At 73.0% G+C, this 23,847-nt stretch carries 20 protein-coding genes; 7 read left to right on the top strand and 13 right to left on the bottom strand.

Annotated elements, in window-relative coordinates; translation table 11 throughout:
- Window positions 1-35: 35 nt before the first annotated feature.
- The 7 genes from fliN to MKK53_RS02405 all read right to left on the bottom strand — a co-directional run bounded on the left by fliN (window position 36) and on the right by MKK53_RS02405 (window position 6,180).
- Window positions 36-368 (bottom strand): flagellar motor switch protein FliN, encoded by a 333-nt coding sequence (fliN, locus tag MKK53_RS02435; RefSeq protein WP_243926545.1) that lies wholly within the window; start codon window positions 366-368, stop codon window positions 36-38.
- 12 nt (window positions 369-380) lie between these two features.
- The gene (locus MKK53_RS02430) at window positions 381-986 is read right to left on the bottom strand and encodes a FliH/SctL family protein (protein WP_243926543.1); all 606 of its coding nucleotides are present in this window, start codon (window positions 984-986) and stop codon (window positions 381-383) included.
- Window positions 983-2,026, bottom strand: coding sequence for a flagellar motor switch protein FliG (locus MKK53_RS02425; RefSeq protein ID WP_243926541.1), 1,044 nt, complete (start codon window positions 2,024-2,026; stop codon window positions 983-985). Before MKK53_RS02425 ends, MKK53_RS02430 begins: the two co-directional genes overlap by 4 nt.
- Window positions 2,027-2,046: 20 nt before the next feature.
- Window positions 2,047-3,693 (bottom strand): flagellar basal-body MS-ring/collar protein FliF, encoded by a 1,647-nt coding sequence (gene fliF, locus MKK53_RS02420; protein WP_243926539.1) that lies wholly within the window; start codon window positions 3,691-3,693, stop codon window positions 2,047-2,049.
- A gap of 204 nt (window positions 3,694-3,897) precedes the next feature.
- Window positions 3,898-4,173 (bottom strand): DUF1153 domain-containing protein, encoded by a 276-nt coding sequence (locus tag MKK53_RS02415; protein ID WP_238204121.1) that lies wholly within the window; start codon window positions 4,171-4,173, stop codon window positions 3,898-3,900.
- Window positions 4,174-4,264: 91 nt separating this feature from the next.
- Entirely contained in the window at window positions 4,265-4,951 is a 687-nt protein-coding gene (locus MKK53_RS02410) for a flagellar hook assembly protein FlgD (protein ID WP_243926537.1), read from the bottom strand.
- A 50-nt stretch (window positions 4,952-5,001) separates the two neighbouring features.
- On the bottom strand, window positions 5,002-6,180 hold the full coding sequence (locus MKK53_RS02405) for a flagellar hook-length control protein FliK (RefSeq protein ID WP_243926535.1): 1,179 nt from the start codon (window positions 6,178-6,180) through the stop codon (window positions 5,002-5,004).
- A 348-nt stretch (window positions 6,181-6,528) separates the two neighbouring features.
- Between MKK53_RS02405 and mnmA the strand changes: the two genes are divergently transcribed.
- From mnmA to MKK53_RS02385, 4 genes are all read left to right on the top strand, one after another.
- A complete protein-coding gene (gene mnmA / locus MKK53_RS02400) occupies window positions 6,529-7,680 on the top strand; it encodes a tRNA 2-thiouridine(34) synthase MnmA (RefSeq protein ID WP_243926578.1) in 1,152 nt (383 codons plus the stop codon).
- A gap of 31 nt (window positions 7,681-7,711) precedes the next feature.
- Window positions 7,712-8,365: a class I SAM-dependent methyltransferase gene (locus MKK53_RS02395; protein ID WP_243926533.1), complete on the top strand. Its 654-nt coding sequence runs from the start codon at window positions 7,712-7,714 to the stop codon at window positions 8,363-8,365.
- Window positions 8,362-9,138 (top strand): TVP38/TMEM64 family protein, encoded by a 777-nt coding sequence (locus MKK53_RS02390; protein ID WP_243926531.1) that lies wholly within the window; start codon window positions 8,362-8,364, stop codon window positions 9,136-9,138. Before MKK53_RS02395 ends, MKK53_RS02390 begins: the two co-directional genes overlap by 4 nt.
- Window positions 9,139-9,342: 204 nt before the next feature.
- Complete coding sequence (locus tag MKK53_RS02385) at window positions 9,343-10,749, top strand: sensor histidine kinase (RefSeq protein WP_243926576.1); 1,407 nt, start codon at window positions 9,343-9,345, stop codon at window positions 10,747-10,749.
- Between the two features lie 349 nt (window positions 10,750-11,098).
- Here the strand turns inward: MKK53_RS02385 and bioB are convergent, their stop codons facing one another.
- The 3 genes from bioB to MKK53_RS02370 form a co-directional block, all read right to left on the bottom strand.
- Window positions 11,099-12,097, bottom strand: coding sequence for a biotin synthase BioB (gene bioB / locus MKK53_RS02380; RefSeq protein ID WP_243926529.1), 999 nt, complete (start codon window positions 12,095-12,097; stop codon window positions 11,099-11,101).
- A 31-nt stretch (window positions 12,098-12,128) separates the two neighbouring features.
- The gene (locus MKK53_RS02375) at window positions 12,129-13,004 is read right to left on the bottom strand and encodes a fumarylacetoacetate hydrolase family protein (protein ID WP_243926527.1); all 876 of its coding nucleotides are present in this window, start codon (window positions 13,002-13,004) and stop codon (window positions 12,129-12,131) included.
- A gap of 313 nt (window positions 13,005-13,317) precedes the next feature.
- A complete protein-coding gene (locus MKK53_RS02370; protein WP_243926574.1) occupies window positions 13,318-15,054 on the bottom strand; it encodes a PHA/PHB synthase family protein in 1,737 nt (578 codons plus the stop codon).
- Window positions 15,055-15,321: 267 nt separating this feature from the next.
- On the opposite strand from MKK53_RS02370, the gene MKK53_RS02365 reads away from it, so the two are divergent.
- Window positions 15,322-15,723 carry a hypothetical protein gene (locus tag MKK53_RS02365; RefSeq protein WP_243926525.1) on the top strand — a complete coding sequence of 134 codons (402 nt, stop codon included), beginning with the start codon at window positions 15,322-15,324 and terminating at the stop codon, window positions 15,721-15,723.
- A 102-nt stretch (window positions 15,724-15,825) separates the two neighbouring features.
- The gene (locus MKK53_RS02360; RefSeq protein WP_243926523.1) at window positions 15,826-17,043 is read left to right on the top strand and encodes an LL-diaminopimelate aminotransferase; all 1,218 of its coding nucleotides are present in this window, start codon (window positions 15,826-15,828) and stop codon (window positions 17,041-17,043) included.
- A gap of 111 nt (window positions 17,044-17,154) precedes the next feature.
- On the opposite strand, the gene MKK53_RS02355 is transcribed toward MKK53_RS02360, so the two are convergent.
- The 3 genes from MKK53_RS02355 to MKK53_RS02345 form a co-directional block, all read right to left on the bottom strand.
- Entirely contained in the window at window positions 17,155-20,541 is a 3,387-nt protein-coding gene (locus tag MKK53_RS02355; RefSeq protein WP_243926521.1) for a hypothetical protein, read from the bottom strand.
- 219 nt (window positions 20,542-20,760) lie between these two features.
- Entirely contained in the window at window positions 20,761-21,435 is a 675-nt protein-coding gene (locus MKK53_RS02350; RefSeq protein ID WP_243926519.1) for an invasion associated locus B family protein, read from the bottom strand.
- A 101-nt stretch (window positions 21,436-21,536) separates the two neighbouring features.
- Window positions 21,537-21,713: a hypothetical protein gene (locus tag MKK53_RS02345; RefSeq protein ID WP_243926517.1), complete on the bottom strand. Its 177-nt coding sequence runs from the start codon at window positions 21,711-21,713 to the stop codon at window positions 21,537-21,539.
- Between the two features lie 336 nt (window positions 21,714-22,049).
- Here MKK53_RS02345 and MKK53_RS02340 point away from each other — a divergent pair, with 336 nt between their 5' ends.
- Complete coding sequence (locus MKK53_RS02340) at window positions 22,050-23,495, top strand: homospermidine synthase (RefSeq protein WP_243926515.1); 1,446 nt, start codon at window positions 22,050-22,052, stop codon at window positions 23,493-23,495.
- Window positions 23,496-23,847: the final 352 nt, after the last annotated feature.

Below are 23,847 nucleotides of genomic sequence, written 5' to 3'. Positions count from 1 at the left end.
CACCCGCCGGAGGGCTCGCCCCCCGGACACCCGGCTCATTCGCCCTTGACGATCTCGGTCATCGTCACGCCCAGCCGGTCCTCGACGAGGACCACCTCGCCGCGGGCGACCAAGCGGTTGTTCACGTAGACGTCGATGGCCTCGCCGACCTTGCGGTCGAGTTCCAGCACCGTGCCGGGGCCGAGGCGCAGCAGGTCGCCGATGGGCATCCGCGCGGCGCCGAGCACCGCCGAGACCATCACCGGCACGTCGAACAGCTGTTCGAGGTCGGCGGCGGTCTTGGGGCTGGTCGGCGCGTCGCGGATCGATTCGGGGGTGAAGTCGGCCTCGGCGTCGCCGAGCTGGGGCAGGTTGAAGTCGTCGGACATGGGCGCTCGGCGCTAGGCGAGGGAGGGGAGGCCGAGGGCCTCGGCGACGGCGGCCTCGATGCGGGCGCGCTCGCGCACGACGCCGCCATCGGCCCATTCGATCCGGGCGTCGCCCGGCAGCGTGTCGGGGTCGCCCAGCACGACGAGGCGGCCCTCGAAGCCGCGCTCGCGGGCGAGCCGCTTCACCAGGGCCTCGGCGTCGTCCACGAGGCTCTCGTGGACCCGCACCACGAGGTGGGGCACCCCGCGCAGGTGCTGCAGGGCGCTGCGGGCGGCCTCGCCGATCCCCAGGAGCGGCTGCGCGTCGAGGGCCTCCCCCGCGACCTTGCGGGCGATCAGCATGGCGAGCTCCACGGCCTGGGCCTCCCGCTCGGCCTCCCGGGCGTCGGCGGCGGCCAGCAGGCCGGCGGCGGAGAGGGCGAGGCGGGTCATGGCGTCGGCGAGCCGCGCCTGGGCCTGCCCCTCCGCCTGGACGCGGCCGTCCTGCACCCCCCGGGCGTGGGCGGCCTGCTCGGCGAGGACCACCTCCTCGGCGGCCCGCATCGCCTCCGCGCTCGGCTTCGGCCGGCGGAAGTCGGTGTCGAACAGGAACGGCGTGGTCTGGCGGGCGGCGCTCAATAGACCAGCTCCTCCTCGGCGCTGTTCTTGGCGATCATGATCTCGCCCTTCTCGGCGAGGTCCTTGGCGGTCTCGGTCATCTTGGCCTGGGCCTCATCGACCTCCTTGAGCCGCACGGGGCCGAGCGCCTGCATCTCGTCGGTGAGGTTCTTGGCGGCGCGGGTCGACATCTGCGCCATGAAGAAGGCCCGCGTGCGCTCGTTGGCGCCCTTCAGGGCCCGGCACAGGGTGTCGGAGTCGATCTTGCGCATCAGCGTCTGCACGCTGCCCGGATCGAGCTTCAGCAGGTCCTCGAAGGTGAACATCAGCTCGCGGATGCGCTTGGCCGAGCCGCGGTTGGCCTGGTCCAGGGCGGCGAGGAAGCGCCCCTCGGTCTGCCGGTCGAAGGCGTTGAACACGTCGGCCATCATCTCGTGGGCGTCCCGGCGCTGGGTCTGGGCGATGGTCGAGACGAACTCGACGCGCAGGGTCTCCTCGATGTGGCGCAGGGCCTCCTTCTGCACGGTCTCCATCCGCAGCATCCGGTTGAGGACGTCAATGGCGAAGTCCTCCGGCAGGATGGTGAGCACCTTGGCGGCGTAGTCCGCCCGCACCCGGGAGAGCACCACCGCGACGGTCTGCGGGTACTCGTTGCGCAGGAACGAGGCGAGGATCTCGGGATCGACCTGGGCGATGGACGCCCAGACCCGCTTGCCCGACGCGCCCTTGATCTCGGCCATGATCAGCGAAACCTGCTCGGACGGGAAGATCTTGAGGAGCAGCGCCTCCGTCCGCTCGAAGTTCGAGGAGATGCCGCCGCTGTTGCCAAGCTTCGTCACGAACTCGATGATCAGCTTCTCGACCGTCCCCACCTCGAGGGCGCCGAGCTGCACCATCGCGGCGCTGACCTTCTTGACCTCCTCCTCCTCGAGGGCCTGCCAGATCGGCGCGCCCTCCTCCTCGCCGAGCATGAGCAGCAGCGCGGCCGCGCGCTGCGGGCCCGGGAGCTGCATCAAGTCCTTGTCGCCCGCTTGTGCCTGAACGCCGCTACCCGCCGCCATCGCCCGCCCTCAGCTCCCGCTCAATCCTCGTGGATCCACGAGCGCAGCACCTCGACCGTCTCGGCCGGGCTTGCGCGCACCATGTCGACCACGCGTTGCACCGTCTCGGCCTGCACCTGGCCGTTGATCTTGGCGAATTCCATCAGCCGCGCGGCGGGACTGTCCCGGTCCACCACGGTCATCGTGCCGCCGCCCGGCCCGGCCAGGGTGATCGTCGCCCCGGCGGGCAGGCCCTCGACGCCCACGACCGTCGCGCCGGTCCCGTCGGCGATCGGCGCCAGCACCTGCTTCACCAGCGGCCGCACCACGGTCATCAGGACGATGAGCGTCAGCAGTGCCAGGACGCCGAGTTCGCCCAGCCGCATCACGTCCTCCTTGGAGGGGGACAGGAGGGACTGGACCAGGCCCGGCTCGTCGAACTGCGCCGACCCGGCCGGCCCTTCGGCGAAGCGCAGGTTCACCACCTCGATCTGGTCGCCGCGGGCCTTGTCGAAGCCCACCGCGCTGCGCACCAGGGCGGTGATCCGCTCGATCTCCGCGGGCTGGCGGGGGGCGTAGGTCTGCTTGCCGTCGGCCCCCGTGGCGTAGACGCCGTCCACCACCACCGCCACCGAGAGCCGCTTAAGCCGGCCGCCCTCGGCGACCTCGGTCTTGGTGACCCGGGAGATCTCGTAGTTCGTGGTCTCCTCGTTCTTGTTGGTGGCGTCCTTCTGCGCGGCGGCCTTCTCGCCGCCATTCGCCCCCGGCAGCTCGTTGCCGACGCTGGTCGGCCCGCCCTCGGGGCTGCCGGTGAGGGAGGATTCGGTGCGGGTCTGGCTGGAGCGGACCACCCGGCTTTCCGGGTCGAAGGTCTCGGAGCGGCTCTCGATCCGGTTGAGGTCGAGTTCGGCGTTCACCTGCACCCGCGCCCGGCCGGGGCCGACGATGCCGGCCACCACGTCCTCGATCTGCGCGCGCAGGCGCTTCTCCAGGCCGACCTGCCGGTCCTCCAGGGCCGCCGCGCCCTCCTGGTCGGCGCCGCGGGCGCCGTCGGCCAGCAGCCGCCCGCGCTCGTCCACGATGGAGACCCGGTCGGGGCGCAGCCCCTCCACCGCCGAGGCGGCGAGGTGGCGGATCGCCCGCACCTGCCCCGGATCGAGGTCGCCCATCAGCTTGAGGACGATGGCCGCCGAGGGCGTCTCCCGGTCGCGCTCGAACAGGCGCCGCTCCGGCAGGACGAGGTGGACCCGGGCCGCCTGGACCCGGCCGATGGCCCGGATCGAGCGGGCCAGCTCCCCTTCGAGGGCGCGCAGGTGGTTCACGTTCTGGACGAAGTTGGTGGAGGAGAACGCGTCCCCCTTGTCGAAGATCTCGTAGCCGACGCCCCCCTGGGCGGGCAGGCCCTTGCCGGCGAGGTCCATGCGCAGGCGCGGCAGGTCGGCCCGGGGGGCCAGGATCGTCTGGCCCGTGTCGCCCTTGGTCTCGTAGCGGATGCCGCGGGCATCGAGGTCGCGGATGACGGCGGCCGAATCCTGCATCGACAGGTCGGAGAACAGCACGCCCATGTCCGGCCGCGAGACGCGCAGGATGAGGAAGGCGAAGAAGCCGATGAGGGTCAGCGTCACGGCCGCCATCGCGGCGAGCCGGGCCGGGCCGAGCTTCGTAACGAGATCGATGATCGGCTTCACGGGGGGGACGCTCGGGACGCGGGTGGACCCGGAAGGGGGCCACTCGGCAGAAATTGCCCGGCTTGTGGTTAGCGACCCGTTAATGCCGGCGCGTTCATCCCTCGCATGCGAAAGCCGCGCCGGGGGGAAACCGGGCGCGGCTCGGGGTCGGCGGGGGCGATTCGGGGGACGGCTGCCAGGTCCGGCGGGCACGTCCCGCCGCCGTCAGTGCCGGTAGTGCTGGATGCGCGTGGTGCGCAGGCCGGCGAGGCCGTGCTGGTCGATGGAGAACTGCCAGCTCAGGAATTCCTCGGTGGTCAGCGTGTACCGCTTGCACGCCTCTTCCAGGCTGAGGAGGCCGCCGCGCACGGCGGCGACGACTTCCGCCTTCCGGCGGATCACCCACCGCCGGGTGGTCGGCGGAGGCAGGTCCGCGATGGTCAGGGGACTGCCGTCGGGCCCGATCACGTATTTCACTCTCGGGCGGTGGGGTTCGGTCATGATACGCTCTACACTCGACTAACCCGTCGAGGGATGAAGCTACTTGCGCCCACCTAAGAGATGGTGAAGCGGATCGCTCGGATGTGATTCGTCATGAACCGCTTGTGGACAACCCGATCTGCTGGACGCTCGACAGGGGCACCTTCTGCGAGCCGACAGAGAGCATCGGCGTGCTTCCGCTGAGATCGACTTCGGTGACCGTTCCGGTCACGCTCGTATCGACGGCAATGTTGGCACCCGTGGCGTCGGTGGCCGCGACCTTGAGGGAATAGGTGCCGTCCGCCGAGGTGATCCCCGCCGAGGTCTTGCCGTTCCACGTGAAGTTCTGGCTGCCCGCCTTGAGCGAGGTCGTCTGGGTGGCGACCACGTTGCCCTTGGCGTCGCTGATCGTGACCACGGCCTTGGTCGCCGCCCGGGCGGGGTCGAGGGACCACGTCGCCGAGCCGTCCTGGAGCTGGGCCGAGGTGCCGTCCGTGGTGACGGTCTTGCCGATGTAGCTCGTGGCCGAGGCCGAACTCGCCGACTTCGACGCGGTGAGGATGCTGTCGAGCCGATCGTTCGTCTTGAGCTGCTGCTCGACGCCCGCGAACTCCACCAGTTGCTGGGTGAACTGGTTGGTATCCATCGGGTCGAGGGGGTTCTGGTTCTTGAGCTGCGTCGTCAGCAGGGTCAGGAACTGGGTGAAGTTGCTCGCCAGCCCGGTCGCCCCGGTCGAGGAACTCGACGACGAGGACGACGAGGAGCTGCTGTTCACCAGGCTCGAAATGCCCGCGGTCATGGGGTGGTCTCCTGGAAAGGGGGAACGGGGTCGCGGGCCATGGCCGCGCCTCAGATTCGGATGTCGAGGCCGCCGTAGCCGCGCAGCCTCTGCACGGGGGCGGCCTCGGCCGGGGTGTCGGTGCGGCCGGCGGCCCAGGGGGCGTTCGGCCGCCCCTCGCCCCCGCCGGGTTGGCCGCCCCCCTGCCCGCCGGCCTGGCCGTCGCCGCGCAGGGACAGGTTGATGCCGCCGGCGCTCGGATCGAGCCCCGCCTGGGTCAGCGCCTGCTGGAGCTGGCCGGCGTCGCGCTGGAGCAGGGCGAGGGTGTCGGGCCGGTCGACCACGAGGTGCGTCGCCACCGTGCCGCGGGCCTTGTCGATCTCGAGCTTCACGTCGATCCGCCCGAGCTCGACGGGGTCGAGCCGGATCTGGAATTCGCTGGAACCGGCGAGCGAGCGCAGGCCGATCGTCATCGGCACCTGCCCGACCGGGATGGGCGGCGGCGCTGGCGCCGCCGCCGGGGCGGCATGGACCGGAGCCGCCGGGGCGGCCGTCGATCCCTGCGTCACGCCCTGGGTCGGCGCCGCCGCAGGCGCGGTGTCGGCGGCGGCGGCTTGCGTGCCGGCCTGGGTGGCATCCCCGAGGGCGGCGAGGAAGTCCCCCGCCCCGTCGGCCTTGCCGTCGGCGGGGGCGGATCCGGATGCGGATGCGGAATCCCCCGTCCCGGCGGCGGACGGCGTTCCGTCCGGCTCCGCTGCGGTGCCGGGCGGGATGGCGGCCTTCGGGAGGCCGGCGGCGACGGCGCCCGTCTCGGCCGTATCGGCGGCGCCGGACGGGGGCGCCGAGGCCTGCGCCGGGGCCGGCTGGATCGGCAGCACCGGGGCCGGGGGGGCCACCGCGGTGGTCTCGGCCTTGACCGAGATTTCGCCGGCCGGAGGGGACTCGTCGGCGGGCTTGGCCTTCTTGGCCGCATCCGCGGCGGGCGCGTCGGCCCCGGCCGGCTTGTCGCCCTCACCGCCTTGGGTCTTGTCGCCGGCAGCCTTCCCCCCGGGCGGGGCGGATGCGGCGTCGGCCGGGCGGGAGGCCACCTTCCGGTCCTGAGGGGACGCGTCGCGGCTCTCGGGGGCCTGCCCGTCCCGGGTCCGGTCGGCCTGGCGATCCGCGGCCTCCGTCCGGTCCGTGCTCCGGCGATCCTGCGCCGCGTCGGCCCGGGTTTCCGCCTTGGCCCGGGTGTCCGCCCTGGCCAGCATGTCATCGAAACGCGCGGGTTTCGGATCGGCCGCCCGAGGCGCGTCGGCAGCCCGCCGGGGCTGCGCGCGCCACGCTGCCGTCTCCACCCGATCCGTCGCCAAGGCCATGCATGTGCTCCTTGCCCGGCAGGGAGCAAGGGACGAGCCAGCCGGGACTTCAGGCCAACGCGTTGCGATGAAACGAAAAAATGGGGACGCCGCCCCGCGCCGGCCCCTCCGCCGGGGCGGAAGCTGCCGTCCGGCCGGCAGGAACTGCCGGGTGGCGGTTTTCACCGGGGCCCGCAGCGTCTATAGACAGGCCCGGCAGACCGGTGCCCCTGGGCGCACGGCCGCATGACGCTGTCTGCGATGAACACCCTGGACCTTCCCAACCCTCCCCACGAGACGCGCGTCGTCGTCGCCATGTCCGGCGGCGTCGATTCCAGCGTCGTCGCCGGCCTGCTCAAGCGGCAGGGCTTCGACGTGGTGGGCGTGACCCTGCAGCTCTACGACCACGGCGCGGCGACCCACCGCCGGGGCGCCTGCTGCGCGGGGCAGGACATCGACGACGCCCGGGCCGCCGCGGACCATCTCGGCATCCCCCATTACGTCCTCGACTACGAGGACCGGTTCCGCGACGCGGTGATCGACAAGTTCGCCGAGAGCTACCTCGCGGGCGAGACGCCGATCCCCTGCGTCGAGTGCAACCGCACCGTGAAGTTCCGAGACCTGCTCGGGCTCGCCCGGGAACTCGGCGCCGACGCCCTGGCCACCGGCCACTACGTCGCCAGCCGCCCCCTGCCGGAGGGCGGCCGGGCGCTGCACCGGGCCAAGGACCCGGCCCGGGACCAGAGCTACTTCCTCTACGCGACCACGGCCGAGCAGCTCGCCTTCCTGCGCTTCCCCCTGGGTGAGATGGGCAAGGACGAGACCCGGGCGCTGGCCCGGGACCTCGGCCTCGCCATCTCCGACAAGCCCGACAGCCAGGACATCTGCTTCGTCCCGCAGGGCCGCTACAGCGACGTGATCGCCCGCCTGCGCCCGGACGCCGCCCGCCCCGGCGAGATCGTGGACCTCGCCGGCCGCATCCTCGGCCACCACGAGGGCATCCTGCACTACACGGTGGGGCAGCGCCGGGGCCTCGGCCTGTCGGGGCGCGAGCCGCTCTACGTCGTGCGCCTGGAGGCCGAGACCGCCCGGGTGGTCGTCGGCCCCCGCGCGGCCCTCGCCACCCGGCGGATCCGCCTCACCGAGCTGAACTGGCTGGGTGACGGCCCCCGGCAGGCCGTGCGCGACCGGCCCGTGGCGGTGCGCGTGCGCTCCACCCGGCCGCCCCGGCCCGCCCTGCTGACCCTCGATGCGGACGGGGCGGAGATCGTGCTGGCCGAATCGGAGGACGGCGTCTCCCCCGGCCAGGCCTGCGTGATCTACGACGACGACGGACCCCGCGCGCGGGTCCTCGGCGGCGGCACGATCCGGCGGATCGACGCGTTCTCCGCCCGGCCGTTGGAAGCGGCCTGATCGCAACCCCTCCCAGGAATCTCCGAGAGCCATGTTGAGCGAGCCGCAGGTGGCCGGGCCGAGCACGGCCCTGATGCGCAAGGCCTATGCCCGCTGGGCCCCCGTCTACGACGTGGTCTACGACAAGCTCACCGAGCCCGCCGCCCGGGCGGCGGTGGAGGCGGCCTCGGTCCACGGGCCGCGGATCCTGGAGGCCGGCGTCGGCACCGGGCTCGCGCTCGGCTACTACCCGCCGGGCAGCTTCGTCTGCGGCGTCGACCTGTCCGAGGACATGCTGAAGCGCGCCCGGGGCAAGGTCCGGCGGCGGGGCTTCACCCACGTGCGCGGCCTGCAGGTGATGGACGTGTGCCACCTCGGCTACGCCGACGCGAGCTTCGACGCGGTGGTGGCGCAGTTCCTCATCACCCTCGTGCCCGACCCGGAGGCGGCGCTCTCCGAATTCCTGCGGGTCGTGCGGCCCGGCGGCGGGATCGTGCTGGCCAACCATTTCGGGCAGGATGACGGCCCCCTCGCCCGGGTGGAGGAGATCGTCGCGCCGCTCTGCACCAAGATCGGCTGGTCGTCGGACTTCAAGGCGGCGCGGATCGAGGCCTGGGCCCGGCGCAACGGCGTCGAGGTGCTGGGGCTGAAGCCCACCTTCCCCGGCGGCTTCTTCAAGATCCTGCGGATGCGCAAGGCCGGGTGAGCACCGGGCGCGGTCAGGAGAGCCGCTGGCGGCGGGTCCGCCGCTGGCTGCCGTTCGTCCTCCTCGTCGGCCTCTCGGTGACGGTGCTCGTCTCCGGCGCGGCACACCTGCTCAGCCTCGACAGGCTGCTCGCCTCGCGGGCGTGGCTGAAGGCCTTCGTGGAGGCCGGCCCCCTCCGCGCCCTGGTCGCGGCCTACCTCGTCTATCTCGGGGCGGTGATCGTCTCCGTGCCGGCGACGCTGATCCTCACAATGATCTGCGGCTTCCTGTTCGGCATCGTGCCGGGGGCGCTGCTGGCGGTCTGCGCCGCGACGACGGGGGGCGCGCTGGTCTTCGCCATCGGCCGCGGCCCCGGCCGGGACCTGCTGCAGCGGTTCGGCGGCCCGCGGCTGGAGCGCCTCGCCGCCGCGTTCCGGCGGGACGCGTTCGGCTACATCGCCACCTTCCGCGTGCTGCCGCTGTTCCCGTTCTGGATGACGAACCTCGCCCCGGCCGCCTGCGGGGTGAGGATGCGGACCTTCGTCGCCGCCACCTTCCTCGGCCTCCTGCCCGGCGCCTTCGTCTACGCCACCACGGGGGCGGGGATCGAGGACGTGGTCGCCGCCCACGAGGCGGCCCGGGCCGCCTGCCGCGCCGGGGGCGGGCTCGCCTGCGACGACGCCCTGTCGCCCTCCGCCTTCGTCACGGGCAAGATGGTCCTGGGCCTCGGCCTCCTCGGGGCGTTCGGCCTCGTCAGCCTCGTCCTCAGCCGCCGGCTGCGCGCCCGGGGCTAGGCCGGGCGGCCTCGTTCTGCACGGATTCATACGGGCCGGGCCATCCTCTCCCTCGACGCTGGCGCCGGCCGGGGCTATCGACGGGGGCTGCTCCACCGCCCGATGTGCTCAAGACAGGGCGCTCAATCGGAAGTGGTTGGAGTGGGGGGCGCGACGAGGGTGGCTTCAAACACCGACAGCATTGTCGGATTGGCTCGTGACGTGATGGCCACGGCGCGGGGCGGGGCCGCGCTGCGCCCGCGGCGCCTCGGGCTGTCCGGACGGCTGTTCCTCGTCACCGTCGCCTTCGTGGTGGTGGCGGAGATCCTGACCTTCGTCCCCGCGGTCGCCAATTACCGCATTGAGTGGATGGACGACCGGCTGGCCGCCGCGCAGGTGGCCGCCCTGGTCCTCGACGGCCGGACCGCCGAGCCCGTCACGGAGGACCTCGAAAGCCGGCTGCTGGCCAGCGTCAACGCCCGGGCCATCGCCGTGCGCGGTGGCGGGGCGCAGCGCCTGCTCGCCATCGAGCCCATCCCCGAGCGGGTCGCCGACACGGTGGACCTCGGCTCGGTCTCCACCTGGGCGTCCCTGCGCGGGGCGTGGCGGACGCTGGTCTCGCCGGTGAGCGAGCCGATCCGCGTGGTGGGGCAGGGCAGGCCGGGGTTCAGCCGGGTGGAGATCCTCCTCGACGAGGCACCCCTGCGCACGGCGATGATCGACTACGCCCTGCGCCTCGCCGTCTCCTCGCTGATCATCGCGGCGGTGGCGGCGGGGCTCGTCTTCGTGGTGCTGCAGGTGCTGATCGTGCGCCCGATGAGCCGGCTCGCCACCAACATCACCGCCTTCGCCGACGCGCCGGAGGATGCCGGGCGGATCATCGCCTCCTCGGGCCGCACCGACGAGATCGGGCAGGCCGAGGAGGCCCTGGCCAAGATGCAGCGGGGCCTCGCCGACCAGCTCCGCCAGAAGCGCCGCCTCGCCGAGCTCGGCCTCGCGGTGAGCAAGATCAGCCACGAGCTGCGCAACCTGCTCACCGGGGCGCAGCTCCTCGGCGACCGCCTGGAGGCCACCGCCGACCCCACGGTGCAGCGCATCGCCCCGCTCCTCGTGGGCACGCTGGCCCGGGCGATCCGGTTCTGCGAGGGCACCCTGGCCTACGGACGGGCGATCGAGCCGGAGCCGCAGCTCGCCCCGACGCCCCTGGCGCCGCTCTTCGCGGACCTGTCCGACGTGGCCGCCCTCGCCACCCGGCCGGTGGCGGTGGTGGCGCAGGCGCAGGGGCTCGCGGTGCTGGCCGATTCGGAGCAATTGTCCCGGGCGCTCGCCAACCTCGTGCGCAACGCCGTCCAGGCCCTCGACGCCGCGGCCACCGCCGACGCGGTGGTGCGGGTGAGCGCGGAGGCCGGGCCGGAGGGCCGGGTGACGATCCTCGTCGCCGACAACGGCCCCGGCCTGCCGCTCCGGGCGCGGCAGAACCTGTTCGCGCCCTTCCAGGGCTCGGTGCGGGCCGGCGGCACCGGCCTCGGCCTGCCGATCGCCGCCGAGCTGGTGGAGATGAACGGCGGCACCCTCGGCCTCGACGAATTCCCGGGCGGCACGCAGTTCCGCATCGTCCTGCCGGCGGCGTGAGGGCCGGATCACGGCCCTTCCCTCGCGTCCCACCGGGATCCTGGAAGGCTGGCCGGAAAGGTGTTTTCGCTTGGCCCCCTCGCCCCGCTTGCGGGGAGAGGCCCGCCGACACCCCGTCGTGTCGGCGGGGAGCGAAGGCGACGCCGGAGCGGGGTGAGGGGGCGAGCCGGAGGAGGCTCGTTCGGGGAGCCCCCTCACCTTCGGCTGCCGCCTCGACGCGCCGACGACGGGGTCGTCGCGTCCCTCTCCCCGCTTGCGGGGAGAGGGGAAGCCGCACCCCTTCCGTCTCTGCGAGGCTAAAGACGGGATTGGATGACGACGCAGGGATCGGGGGAGGGGCGCGAGAGGCCTACTCCGCCGCGGCGCGGGTCTCGACGGGGACGCGGATGCCGAGGTCGGCCAGCAGGGCCACGTCCGCATCCTCGTCGGCGTTGGCGGTGGTGAGCAGGCGCTCGCCGTAGAAGATCGAGTTGGCGCCGGCCAGGAAGCACAGGGTCTGCGCCTCGCGGGTGAGGCCCTTGCGGCCGGCGCTGAGGCGCACCCTCGCCCGGGGCATCACGATGCGGGCCGTGGCGCACATCCGCACGAGGTCGAACGGGTCCACCGCCGGCCGGTCGGCGAGCGGGGTGCCCGGCACGGCGACGAGGGCGTTGATCGGCACGCTCTCCGGATGCGGGGCGTGGGTGGCGAGCACCTGGAGCATGGCGGCCCGGTCGGTCGTCTCCTCGCCCATGCCGACGATGCCGCCGCAGCAGACGCCGATCCCCGCCGCGCGGACGTTCTCCAGGGTGCGGAGCCGGTCCTCGTAGGTGCGGGTGGAGATGATGTCGCCGTAGAAGTCCGGCCCGGTATCGAGGTTGTGGTTGTAGGCGGTGAGCCCCGCCTCGGCGAGGCGGTCCGCCTGCGAGGGCGAGAGCATCCCGAGGGTCACGCAGGCCTCCATGCCCATGGCGCGCACACCCCGGACCATGGTGAGCACCGCGTCGAATTCCGGCCCGTCCTTCGGCTGGCGCCATGCGGCGCCCATGCAGAAGCGGTGGGCCCCCGCGGCCTTGGCGGCGGCGGCCTCGGCCAGCACCGTCTCGGTGGCCATCAGGCGCTCCCGCCCCATCCCGGCCTCCTTGTGGTGGGCCGATTGGGGGCAGTAGGCGCAATCCTCCGGGCACCCGCCTGTCTTGATCGACAGGAGCGAGGCCCGCTGGATGTCGGCGGGGTCGTTGTAGCGGCGATGGATCGTCGCCGCCCGGAACACGAGGTCCATCAGCGGCCCGTCATGGATCGCCCGGATCTCGTCCACGGTCCAATCGTGGCGGATGTCGTCCCGGAGGGTCACGGCAGCATCGTTCATGCTGTGTCTTGCAAGCCTTGGCTGCAAAAAATCAAGCCCCCGCCGCGGCCCTTGCGGTCCAGGCGTCGAAGGCCACGACCTTCTGCCGCTGCTCGCCGAGGCCCTGGATGCGCAGCACCATCTCGTCGCCCTCCCTGAGGTAGCGCGGGGGCTTCATGCCCAGGCCGACGCCGGGGGGCGTGCCGGTGGTGATGACGTCGCCGGGCTCCAGCAGCATGAAGTGCGAGCAGTAGGCCACGATCTGCGGCACGTCGAAGATCATCGTCGCCGTCGAGCCGGTCTGGCGGCGCTCGCCGCTCACGTCGAGGCTCATGGCGAGGTTCTTGAGGTCCGCGATCTCGTCCAGGGTGACGAGCCAGGGGCCGAGCGGCCCGAAGGTCGGGGCGCTCTTGCCCTTGGTCCAGGTGGGGCCGCGGTTCATCTGCCAGTCGCGCTCGGAGACGTCGTTGCAGATGCAGGCGCCGGCCACGTAGTCGAGGGCCTCGTTGGCGTGGACGTAGCTCGCCGGGCGGCCGATCACCACCGCCAGCTCCACCTCCCAATCGGTGCAGGAGGAGCCCTTGGGCAGGATCACCGTGTCGTTGGGCCCGCACAGGCTGGAGGGCGCCTTGTTGAACACGATCGGCTCGGAGGGGATCGGCGAGCCGGTCTCCGCGGCGTGGTCGGCATAGTTGAGGCCGATCGCCACCACGTTGCGGGTGCCGCCGACGCAGGGGCCGAGCCGCGTGTCCGGCGGCAGCAGCGGCAGCCGCTCGTGGTCGAGCAGCTTGAGCCGGGCGAGGGATTCCGGCGACAGCGCCGGCCCGGCGATGTCCTTCACGAGGCCCGACAGGTCGCGGTAGCCCCCCTGCCCATCCACCAGACCGGGCTTCTCGTCACCGGGCGCGCCATGGCGGATCAGCTTCATCGTGCAACCTCTCGAAGACCCCGTTCGTGGCCCGCACCATAGCGGCTCCGAGGCGGATGGGGGAGTGTTCCCGGTCTGCGGGGGGCTCGGCAGGCCCCGCGCATCCCCCTCTCTCCGCCTGCGGGGAGAGGGCTGAGCCCCCCTTGCCGGGGGCGAAGCGAGGCGGCAGCCGGCGGTGCGGGGGCTGCCCGAGGAGGCCCGTCCGGCTCGCCCCCTCACCGCCGCTCCGGCTTCGCCTCTCGCGTCCCGCCGACACGACGAGGTGCGGGCGGGGAGAGGGAGATGCCGCGCGCGGCGATGCGGCGGCCGCCCCTCAGGAGCGCACCTTCACGTAGGTGCCCGGCGCCGGGCCGAGGGAAGGCAGGGCGCCGCCGCCGGGGACGCGGGCGGGGACCCGCTCGGGGGCCTGCGCCTCCATCCAGCGCAGCCAGTAGGGCCACCACGAGCCGGGAGACTCGACCGCGGCGCCGAGCCATTCCTCGAACTTCCCCTTCACCGGGCCGCCGGTCCAGTAGCCGTATTTCGGCTTGGCCGGCGGGTTCACCACCCCGGCGATGTGGCCCGAGCCCGCCAGCACGTAGTCCACCGGCCCGCCGAACCGCTTCGATCCCTTGAACACCGAGAGGGCGGGGGCGATGTGGTCCTCGCGGGTCGCGAGGTTGAAGACCGGCACCTTCACCTTCTTCAGGTCGAGGCGCACGTTGCCGAGCACCATCTTCCCCTTGGCGAGGTTGTTCTCCAGGTAGCAGTTGCGCAGGTAGAAGGAATGGTTCGCCGCCGGCATCCGGGTGGCGTCGGAATTCCAGTACAGCAGGTCGAAGGCCGACGGCGTCTTGCCCTTGATGTAGTTGTTGACGATGTAGGGCCAGATCAGGTCGTTCGGCCGCAGCATGTTGAAGGCGTTGGCCATGCGCGCGCCTTCGAGGTAGCCGCGCTCGCCCATGCGCGCCTCGATCTCCTTGATCTGCTCCTCGTCGGCGAAGACCTTCAGGTCGCCGGCATGGGTGAAGTCCACCTGGGTGGTCAGCAGGGTGGCGCTGCCGATCCGCCGCCGGCCGGTGGCCGCCTGCATGGCGAGCGTCACCGCCAGCAGCGTGCCGCCGACGCAGTAGCCCGCCGCCGCCACCTCGCTCTCCCCCGTCGCCGCCCCCACGGCGTCGATGGCCGCCTCGATCCCCTCGTTCATGTAGGACTCGAAGTCCTTCTCGGCGTGCCGCTCGTCCGGGTTCACCCACGAGATGCAGAAGACGGTCAGCCCCTGGTCGACCATCCACTTGATGAGGCTCTTCTGGGGGTTCAGGTCGAGGATGTAGAACTTGTTGATCCACGGGGGCACGATCAGGAGCGGGCGCTTGAACACCGTCTCCGTGGTCGGCGCATACTGGATGAGCTCGATCAGCTCGTTGCGGAACACCACCTCCCCCGGCGTCACCGCCATGTTGCGGCCGACCTCGAAGCCGGTCGGGTCGGTCTGGCGCACCCGGAGCGCCCCGCCGCCCGCCTCCAGATCCTCCTCGTACATCCTGAGGCCGCGGACGAGGTTGGCGCCGTTCTCGGCCAGCGTGTGGCGGATCAGCTCCGGGTTCGTAGCCAGGAAGTTCGAGGGCGAGAGCATGCTCGTCACCTGCCGCAGGTAGAACTGCGCCTTGTGCTTCGTGTGCTCGTCGAGGCCGTCGGCATCCTCCACCAGATCCTCCGCCCAGCGGGTGGCGATGAGGTAGCCCTGCTTGATGAAGTCGAAATAGGGGTTGGCCGACCAGTCGGGGTGGGCGAACCGGTTGTCCCGGGGCTCGGGCGCCGCCACGGGGAGCGCCTCCTGCCCCTGGAGCTTCTGGTAGGTCGAGCCCCAGAGCGAGAGGAAGTCCTGCGACAGCCGGGTCTGCGCCTCGAGGGTGCGGTTCGGGTCGGACAGCCACGATTCGGCGACCCGGCCGAGGGTGCGGACCATCTCGCCCACCTCCGCGGAGGGGCCGGCCGGGGCATCGGGCTTCATGTAGCGCGCGGCGCTCCGGCCCAGCGCTTCCACGAGCTGGCCGGCATTGCGCGACATCGCCTCGAAATCCGGCAGGGCGGGGACTTGGTCCGCCTGCTTCGTCGGGGATGGGTTGGGCGCGGCTTTCTCCGCCGCCTGCCTTTGCTGCGGGCTCGTCACGGGCTTGCCTCCCTCGTCCGTCCCGGCGCGCCTTCGGGGGCGAGCCTCGTTTACGACACAATAAGGAGCCAGCCGGAGGTTTCGCCACCCCGGTGCGGGATTCCCCCGCGACAACCGCCCCATGTTCTCATCGCGCAGTCCATAACTGGCGCGGGAGGAGCCCCTATGACGGCCGCCCTGCGCCGCTGTGTCCTCGCCACGCTTCTCGCCGTCCCGCTGGCCGGCTGCTCGGGCGATGCCGTCCGGACCCTCGCCGCCGATGCGGGCTACGGGCCTAGGAAGGTGGATGCCCCCGACTTCGTGACAAGTTCCCGGCCGAAGGAAACACCGGACTTCATGGCGGTGGGCGTCGATGCGCCACGGCGGACCATCCGGCCCAAGACTGCCGAGGGCCAGAGGGCGCTGGAATCGGAGCTGGAGGGCGCCCGCGGGCGCAACGTGGCCCGGGGGCATGCGGCCGAGAGCGCGGGCAAGGGGGTCGGCAAGGGCGGTTCCAAGGGCACCGCGCCGCCCGCCGATCCGGCGGCGAAGGCCCCCGCCGGATCAGCCACGCCCCCGCCGCAGTGATCCGGATTTTTAAGGGTCGGCGGGCGGAGCCGGCTCTGCTATAGGCAGCGGTTCGCGCCCAACAGGGACCTGAACGAAGCGGGCGCGCCCATGGAAACGCCGATGACCGACTTTCACCGCATCAAGCGCCTCCCGCCCTACGTGTTCGAGCAGGTGAACCGGATCAAGGCCGCCGCCCGGGCCAACGGCGCCGACATCATCGACCTCGGCATGGGCAACCCGGACCTGGATGCGCCCCGGCACGTCATCGCCAAGCTGTGCGAGACCGCCGGCCGGCCGCGCACCGACCGCTATTCCGCCTCCAAGGGCATCGCCGGCCTTCGCCGTGCCCAGGCCGGCTACTACGAGCGCCGCTTCGGCGTGAAGCTCAACCCCGACACGCAGGTGGTGGCGACGCTGGGCTCCAAGGAGGGCTTCGCCAACATGGCCCAGGCGATCACCGCCCCGGGCGACGTGGTGCTGGTGCCGAACCCGAGCTACCCGATCCACGCCTTCGGCTTCCTGATGGCCGGGGGGGTGATCCGCTCCGTGCCGGCCGAGCCGACGCCCGCCATGTTCCCCGCCCTGGAGCGGGCGATGCAGCACTCCATCCCGAAGCCGGTGGCGCTCGTCGTCTGTTACCCCTCGAACCCGACGGCCTACGTCGCGGGGCTCGACTTCTACCGGGACCTCGTGGCCTTCGCGAAGAAGCACGAGCTGATCCTGCTCTCCGACCTCGCCTATGCCGAGGTGTATTTCGACGGCGAGCCGCCGCCCTCGGTGCTGCAGGTGCCCGGCGCCATCGACTGCACGGTGGAGTTCACCTCCCTGTCGAAGACCTACTCCATGGCCGGCTGGCGGATGGGATTCGCGGTGGGCAACGAACGGCTGCTCGCCGCCCTGACGCGGGTGAAGTCCTACCTCGATTACGGCGCCTTCACGCCGATCCAGGTGGCGGCCACCGCCGCCCTGAACGGGCCGGACGAGTGCATCCACGAGATGCGCGCCACCTACAAGAAGCGCCGGGACGCCCTGGTCGATTCCTTCGGCAAGGCCGGCTGGAAGATCCCGGCCCCGGCGGCCTCGATGTTCGCCTGGGTGCCGATCCCCGAGCGGTACCGGACGATGGGCAGCCTCGAATTCTCGAAGCTGCTCCTGGAGAAGTCGGACGTGGCGGTGGCGCCGGGCATCGGCTTCGGCGAGCACGGCGACGACTATGTCCGCATCGCCCTGGTCGAGAACGAGCAGCGCATCCGGCAGGCCGCGCGCAACCTGCGCCGCTTCTTCGACGCGGCGGACAAGTCCCTGCACAACGTCGTGCCGATGGCCCAGGCGGTGTGAGGGGACGCGCGGACCGCCCGTCCGCCGCCCCCTGAAGGTCTCGCCGGACAGCCGTCGTCGCGGGAGCGGCCCCGATCGGACGAGGGAGGCCGGGTCGCGCCCCGGCCTCCCTCAGCCCGGCGGGGCGGCGGGGGTGTCGGCACGGCTCTGGCTCCCCTCGGTCTTGGCCGTACCGCGGTCCGGGACCGCGACCTCGGGGTAGCGCTTGCGGTACTCGCTGAGGAAGGCCGAGAGCGTCTCCGCCTTGGTCGCCCGCGAGGCGATGGTCCGGAAGCCGGGGGCGCGCGCCGCCCCGTCGCTGGTGAGCAGGGCGAAGGTCCGCGCGTCCGGCCCCAGGGCCATCGGCCCGGAGAACTTCGCCTTCAGCCGCTCCAGGCCCAGCCGCTCGCCCGAGAGGTCGTAGGCGACGGCCGCGCGGATGGCGTCCCCGCGGGAGGCCTCGTCCAGGGGGGCGCCGGAGCGCCACGCCTCGCCGAGCAGCGCTTCGTGCGCCTCCCCGGCCTCCCGCCAGCGCCGCGCGCTCCACAGGATGTCCGCCCGCAGGCGGGCCACGTCCGGCCCGGCCTCGTCCTCGATCGCCTCTAGGGCGAGGTCGGTGCGGGTGAGGTCCGAGAGGGCGCGGGCGCGGACCAGGGAGCGGGCGCGGCGCAGTTCGCCGGGGAGTTCCGGCTGGTCGGTCGTCTCCAGGGCGGTGAGGGCCCGCATCGGCTTGCCGTCCATCAGCAGGACGGTGGCCAGCCGGGCCGCCACGGCGGCCCTCGCCGGGCCGGCGAGGCGGTTGTCGACTTGGTACTGCAGCAGGTCGGCGGCCGGGTCGAGCAGATCGAGGCCCACCAGCCGATCCGCGAGGCGGCGCACCACCGCGTCGCCCCGCCGCCCGATGGGCGCCAGCTCCTTGAAGTCGAAATACAGGGCCACGGCGGCGACGCCCGTGAGGGTGTCGCCCTTGCCCGCGAGGTACAGGTCCTCGAAGGCGCCCTGCGCCTCGGCGGTGAGCGCGCGCGACACGGGCGAGTTCGGGGCGAGGGTGTTGGCCCGGCGCACCGCCGTGAAGGCCGCCCGCCAGCGCCCGTCCGCGAGGTAGAGGCGGGCGAGGCCGGCATTGATCGCCTCTTCCAGGGCGCCCCCGTGCCAGATCAGGGCGAGGCGCTCCAGGCGTTCGATCGCCGTCCCGATGTCGATCTTGCCCGTCGCCCGCGCCAGGAGCGTCCCGCGCAGGGACGCGGCGGCGGCGACCGGCCGCTCCGCGCCCTCGGCGAGCTTGCCGTAGGCGTCGAGGGCGGCCGCACCCTGCCCCGTCGCCTCCGCGACCCGCGCCCGCACCAGGGCGAGCCGGTCCCGGACCAGGGGATGGAGCTCGCGGCCATCGCCGGCGCGGGCGGCGGCGGTCTCCGTGTCGCCGGTCTCGATGGCGGCCTCGGCCGCCGTGGCGCGCAGGGCATCGCCCAGATCCGCCGGGTAGCGCTCGGCCAGGGAGAAGACCTTCTGGAAGCCGGTCTCGGCCCCCGTCCAGTCGCCGAGCCCCGCCGCGGCCGCCGCGCGCCACAGGGCGGCTTCGGGATCGGCCGAGAGGGCCGGGGTGGAGAGCGCCTTCAGCGCCTCGGCGTGCCGGCCGACATGCTCCAGGATGATCCCGCGCAGGACCGCCGTGTCGCGGGCCTCGGAGATCAGCGGGTCGTCGGCGGCGGCGGCCTCCAGGGCGGCGAGGCCCTCCACGGCGAAGCCGGCGGCGAGGGAGGCGCGGGCCAAGGCCATCCGGGCCGGGCCGCGCTCGATCGCCGGCCCCATCGCCGCCGCCGTCAGGAGCCCGCGCAGGGTCTCGCGCACGTTGCCGAGGCGGGCCTTCTCCCAGGCGGCCCGGTCGATGGCCACGGCGCCGGGCACGTCCAGCATCGCCTCCGGCCGCTTCGGGGCGTTGGAGGCCGACAGGCCGCCCTCGCGGGCGATGAGCACGCCGTCGAGGTCGGGGCGGACGGCGAGGTCGTCGGCCGCCGCCAGCACCGCGAGGCCGTGGCGGCTCGGCAGGATCTCGAAATCCACGAAGCGGCGGCTCTTGGGGTTGCCCGCCGGCTCCAGGGCCGAGGAGGGCACGACGGCGACCCGCTCGCCGTCGAGGTCGAGCCAGCCGGCCGCCCCCGGACGCGGCAGCGCCACGGCGACCGCCACCTGCCCGGACGGGCTCGGCCGCCGCACGGGCTCCAGGGTGGTGCTCGGGCTCAGGCCCTCGCCCGCCGACACCTCCCAGGCCGGGCCGCCGGGGGTGACGACGGCGCCGAGATCCACGAGCCGCCCCGCCGGCACCGCGAAGCGCAGGATCGTGAGCGGCCCGGAGCGCAGGGGCTCGCCCAGGGCCCGCAGGCCCGTGGCGCCGGGGGGCGGCACGGCGACGGGCTCGGCCGTCTCGAAGGCGAGGAAGGCGATGCCGCCGCGCTCGAACAGGGCCGCGGCGGGCAGGCGGGCGAAGGGGAAGACCAGCCCCGACCCGGCCGGACGGGTCGGCACGGCCTCGGCCGCAGGGGCAGCCTTCGGGGGGGCGGACGCGTCCCGGGGGGCGTCCTTCGCGGCGTCCTTCGGAGCGTCCCTGGGGGGCGCCTTGAGCGGGGACGGCTCCCGGGCCGCGGGCGCGGCGGGGGCCTCCGGCACCGCGACCTCGGAGGTCTTCGCGGGGGCGGGCGGGGCCTTGCGAACCACGTCGAGGGTGAACAACCCGTCCTCCCGCTCGCCGGTGACGGTGTAGCCCTCGGCGGGGGTGAGGATCAGGCTGGCGGAGCCGTCGTCGGCGTCGGTGGCCAGGGCGGACACCCCGGGCCGGGGGCGGCCGCGCACGTCGCCCGCATCGATGGTGAAGCGGCCCGCGACGCGCAGGCGCGTGGCCGCTCCCTCCGTCGTCAGGGTCGCCGCGGCGTCGTTGGGCAGGCGCAGGGAGAAGCGCGTCAGGGTCGGCAGGCGGGCGAGGTCGAGGGGCAGCGCCTTGGGCGGCGGCAGGACCACCCGCGCCTGGAGCGCCTCCTCGGCGGCCCGGGCCCGGCGGGCGAGGTCGGCCACGATCTCCTGCGGCAGGGCCGGCAGGAGCCCCTTCCAGCTCTCCGGCAGCAGATCGACGAAGACGTGCTCCCCCGCGAGCTGGACGTTGGCCCGCACGGGGCGCTGGAGGGCGAGGCGCAGGCCGGTGCCGTCCGGGTCGCGGCGGACGGCGGAGACGTAGCTCGGCAGTTCCTCGGACAGGCGCTCGGGCCCCGCCGTGGCGCGCTCGCCGTAGCCCAGGATCAGGATGCCGCCGGACACGGTGGCCTTGACGGTCACCGGCTTGTCGAAGGTCAGGACGAGGCGCCCGTAGCCCCCGGACTCGGCGCCCTTGGCGGAGACGAGCTTGGCGGCGAGCGCCGGATCGAGCCCGGCGGCCAGGAGGAGGGCCGCCAGGGGCAGCGCCGCCCACACCGGCACGGAGCGGGCGCGCAGGCTACGGCCTTCCCGGTTTCGCCTGCGCAAAGCTCCCATCGTCCGAGCAGACCCGATCCCGACGCCACACTCCGCACACCCTGCACGGCCGCGGCTAATGCCGGCTTAACCGTAGGACGAGGATCCGGTGCGTCGGTGCCCCCGCCGCCAGTCGCGGGCGAAGGTGGGGCATGTCCGGGCGGCGGGCGCTTTCCACACGCCGCCCGGACATGCTGGCCCGCCGGGCGGAGGCGCCATCACGGGGGGGTGAAGCCCCCGTCAGCCGCTGAGGGCGGCGGCGCGGTCCAGGGCCTGCGGGAAGCCGGTGAGGGGGACGACGATCGCCGCCGGCTCGTTGCTGCCCATGCCGCCCGACTTCTGGCCGGTGATCGTCAGGGTCTTGGCGTTGCGCATCCCGTCGGTGGCGAGCGTCGGGAAGCTGATCGGCACGAGGCACCCCTCCCCCGAGCAGGTGGAATAGGGCGCGCCCTTCCCCAGCGTCTGCTCGTCGAGCTTGAAGGTCACGCCGGGATCGATCGCCATGCCGAACGGCATCAGGATCACCCCCTCGGCCCGGCCGTCCTTCGGGACGTTCAGCTCGAAGCCGAACTTGCGGCGGCCGGTCTTCGAATCACCCTGGGACTGGACCACGATGCAGGTGGTCTGGGCCTCGGGCCGGACGCAGGAGACGGTCCAGTCGCCGTAGCTCTCGCTGACGCTGGTGGCGCCTGGGGGCCATGCGGAGACGGGGGCCGGGGCGGGGGTCTGCGCCGCCTTGGGGGCGGGTTTGGGCGCCGGCTTGGGCTTCGGCTTGGCCCTGGGCGGGGCGGCCGCCTCGGCGGGGGCCGCGGGCTCGCCGGCCGGCTCCGCGTCCTGCGCCGCGGCGCCCGTGGCGGTGAGCAGCGCGGCGAGGAGCAGCGCCGCGCGGCGGGCGGGCACGCGTGTCAGCGGCATCGTGTCAGTTCCCCGGACTCCAAACGGACGGGTTGCCGCCTAGCGCCTCACCGGAGCCGGCGCAATCGCGCCGGCCGTGAAACCGGGTTCGGTTCCGCCGGTCAGAACGGGTTGGGGCCGCCCGCCTTGGCCATCAGGTTGCAGTGGAGCGTGAACGCCTCGGCCGACGTCCGGCGCACGGTGCGCAGCAGGGCGAAGGCGAGGGTGAAGATCCCCGGGTCGCGGTCGGCGACTTCCTGGACGGGGGACGGAACGCGGGCGGTGATGAAAGCGAGCATGACGACTCCGTGTCGATAGGCTCAGACGTTTCCGTGACGGCTGTTCCCGTCTGTTGCAACGCAATATGAGCGTCCCGGAAATGTTCACCAACGGCTGATGAAGCCGCCGAGCCATGCGGCATTCACATGGCTCAGGGCATGCCGCGTTCATCGATCGGTAGGATTCGGCCCGGGAGCCCGCCCTGTTGACCCTGCCGGGCCGAAACGCCATGGAGCGAACCATCGTGACGCAGGCCCCGCCCGGGCCTGACCGTCGCCGAACTGTCACCTGCGCGGCCTACCGCCGCCCTGTGCGAACTCGCGGCGCCCGCGCCGCCCACCAGACGAGGATTCAGCATGACCGACGCGCCGACGCGCTGGCCGATCCACGGCCGCATCAGCGGCCCCATCGTGATGATCGGCTTCGGCTCGATCGGGCGCGGGACGCTCCCGCTGATCGAGCGCCACTTCGAATACGACAAGGCCCGCTTCACGGTGATCGACCCGGTCGACACCCACAAGGCCCTGGCGGAGAAGCACGGCCTGCGCTTCGAGACGGTGGCGCTGACGCCGGAGAATTACCGCGAGGTCCTCACCCCCCTCCTCACCGAGGGCGGCGGCCAGGGCTTCTGCGTGAACCTGTCGGTGGACACCTCCTCGCGGGCGATCCTGGAGCTGTGCCGGGAGCTCGGCGCCCTCTACGTCGACACCGTCGCCGAGCCGTGGCCGGGCTTCTACTTCGACAAGAGCCGCAGCCAGGGCGACCGCACCAACTATGCGCTCCGGGAGGACATCCTCGCCGCCCGCCGGCAGAATCCGGGCGGGCCGACCGCGGTCTCCTGCTGCGGCGCCAACCCGGGCATGGTCTCGTGGTTCGTGAAGCAGGCGCTCTTGAACATCGCCAAGGACACCGGCCTCACCACCCCCGAGCCGACGAGCCGGGAGGAGTGGGCGGCGCTGATGCACAAGCTCGGCGTGAAGGGCGTGCACATCGCCGAGCGCGACACGCAGCGGGCCAAGAACCCGAAGCCGCGGGGCGTGTTCGTCAACACCTGGTCGGTCGAGGGCTTCGTCTCCGAGGGCAACCAGCCGGCCGAGCTCGGCTGGGGCACGAACGAGACGTGGAAGCCGGAGAACGCCCGCGAGCAGACGAGCGGTTCGCGCTGCGCGATCTACCTGCTCCAGCCCGGCGCCGACACCCGCGTGCGCACCTGGGTCCCCACCGCCGGCGCGCAGTTCGGCTTCCTCGTGACCCACAACGAGGCGATCTCGATCGCCGACTACTACACGGTCCGCGAGGGCGATCAGGCGGTGTACCGTCCGACCTGCCACTACGCCTACCACCCGGCGGACGACGCGGTGCTGTCGCTCCACGAGATGTGGGGCAACGCCGGCACGGTGCAGGAGACGCAGCACATCCTGGACGAGACCGAGATCGTCGACGGCATCGATGAGCTCGGCGTGCTGGTCTACGGCCACGCCAAGAACGCCTACTGGTACGGCTCGCAGCTCTCCATCGAGGAGACCCGGCGGATCGCCCCCTACCAGAACGCCACCGGCCTGCAGGTGACGAGCGCGGTGCTCGCCGGGATGGTCTGGGCGATCGAGAACCCCGAGGCCGGCATCGTGGAAGCCGACGAGATCGACTTCCGCCGCTGTCTCGAGGTGCAGACGCCGTATCTCGGCCCGGTCGTCGGGGTCTACACCGACTGGACGCCCCTCACCGACCGCCCGGGCCTGTTCCCGGAGGACATCGACACCAGCGACCCGTGGCAGTTCCGCAACGTGCTGGTGCATCGCTAGCACGACCCGGACGAGGCGCTCTCTCTCCCGCGGAGGGAGGGCGCGCGCGGGGGGCGCGTGTCGTTCCGACCGGCGAAGCTGACCGAATGAGGCGCCCCCTCCCCCCTCTGCGGGGGAGGGGGGCCCCTGCGTGAGCAGGGGTCGGGAGTGGGGAACGCGGCCTCCGGAGAGGGCTGAGCGCGTCGGGCGGGGCGGTGCCCTGTCCTGCGCCGGCGCTCCCCGCTCCCGACCCCCTGACGGGGGCCACCCTCCCCCGCAGAGGGGGGAGGGATGCGCGCGGGGGGGGCGCGCGTGATTCCGACCGGCGAAGCTGACCGAATGAGGCGCCCCCTCCCCCCTCTGCGGGGGAGGG

The sequence above is a fragment of the Methylobacterium sp. J-076 genome, from assembly GCF_022829405.1.
In the GTDB taxonomy this organism is placed as follows: domain Bacteria; phylum Pseudomonadota; class Alphaproteobacteria; order Rhizobiales; family Beijerinckiaceae; genus Methylobacterium.
This window is presented reverse-complemented; position numbering and strand designations above follow the sequence as displayed.

Coding starts and splice junctions, on each gene's coding strand:
- MKK53_RS02340 (WP_243926515.1), top strand. CDS start 22,050: ATGACCGACGCGCCGACGCGCTGGCCGATCCACGGCCGCATCAGCGGC.
- MKK53_RS02425 (WP_243926541.1), bottom strand. CDS start 2,026: ATGGCGGCGGGTAGCGGCGTTCAGGCACAAGCGGGCGACAAGGACTTG.
- MKK53_RS02385 (WP_243926576.1), top strand. CDS start 9,343: ATGGCCACGGCGCGGGGCGGGGCCGCGCTGCGCCCGCGGCGCCTCGGG.
- MKK53_RS02375 (WP_243926527.1), bottom strand. CDS start 13,004: ATGAAGCTGATCCGCCATGGCGCGCCCGGTGACGAGAAGCCCGGTCTG.
- MKK53_RS02405 (WP_243926535.1), bottom strand. CDS start 6,180: ATGCTGGCCAGGGCGGACACCCGGGCCAAGGCGGAAACCCGGGCCGAC.
- MKK53_RS02370 (WP_243926574.1), bottom strand. CDS start 15,054: ATGTCGCGCAATGCCGGCCAGCTCGTGGAAGCGCTGGGCCGGAGCGCC.
- MKK53_RS02350 (WP_243926519.1), bottom strand. CDS start 21,435: ATGCCGCTGACACGCGTGCCCGCCCGCCGCGCGGCGCTGCTCCTCGCC.
- MKK53_RS02415 (WP_238204121.1), bottom strand. CDS start 4,173: ATGACCGAACCCCACCGCCCGAGAGTGAAATACGTGATCGGGCCCGAC.
- MKK53_RS02360 (WP_243926523.1), top strand. CDS start 15,826: ATGACCGACTTTCACCGCATCAAGCGCCTCCCGCCCTACGTGTTCGAG.
- MKK53_RS02395 (WP_243926533.1), top strand. CDS start 7,712: ATGTTGAGCGAGCCGCAGGTGGCCGGGCCGAGCACGGCCCTGATGCGC.
- MKK53_RS02410 (WP_243926537.1), bottom strand. CDS start 4,951: ATGACCGCGGGCATTTCGAGCCTGGTGAACAGCAGCTCCTCGTCGTCC.
- fliN (WP_243926545.1), bottom strand. CDS start 368: ATGTCCGACGACTTCAACCTGCCCCAGCTCGGCGACGCCGAGGCCGAC.
- MKK53_RS02365 (WP_243926525.1), top strand. CDS start 15,322: ATGACGGCCGCCCTGCGCCGCTGTGTCCTCGCCACGCTTCTCGCCGTC.
- MKK53_RS02345 (WP_243926517.1), bottom strand. CDS start 21,713: ATGCTCGCTTTCATCACCGCCCGCGTTCCGTCCCCCGTCCAGGAAGTC.
- mnmA (WP_243926578.1), top strand. CDS start 6,529: ATGAACACCCTGGACCTTCCCAACCCTCCCCACGAGACGCGCGTCGTC.
- MKK53_RS02355 (WP_243926521.1), bottom strand. CDS start 20,541: ATGGGAGCTTTGCGCAGGCGAAACCGGGAAGGCCGTAGCCTGCGCGCC.
- bioB (WP_243926529.1), bottom strand. CDS start 12,097: ATGAACGATGCTGCCGTGACCCTCCGGGACGACATCCGCCACGATTGG.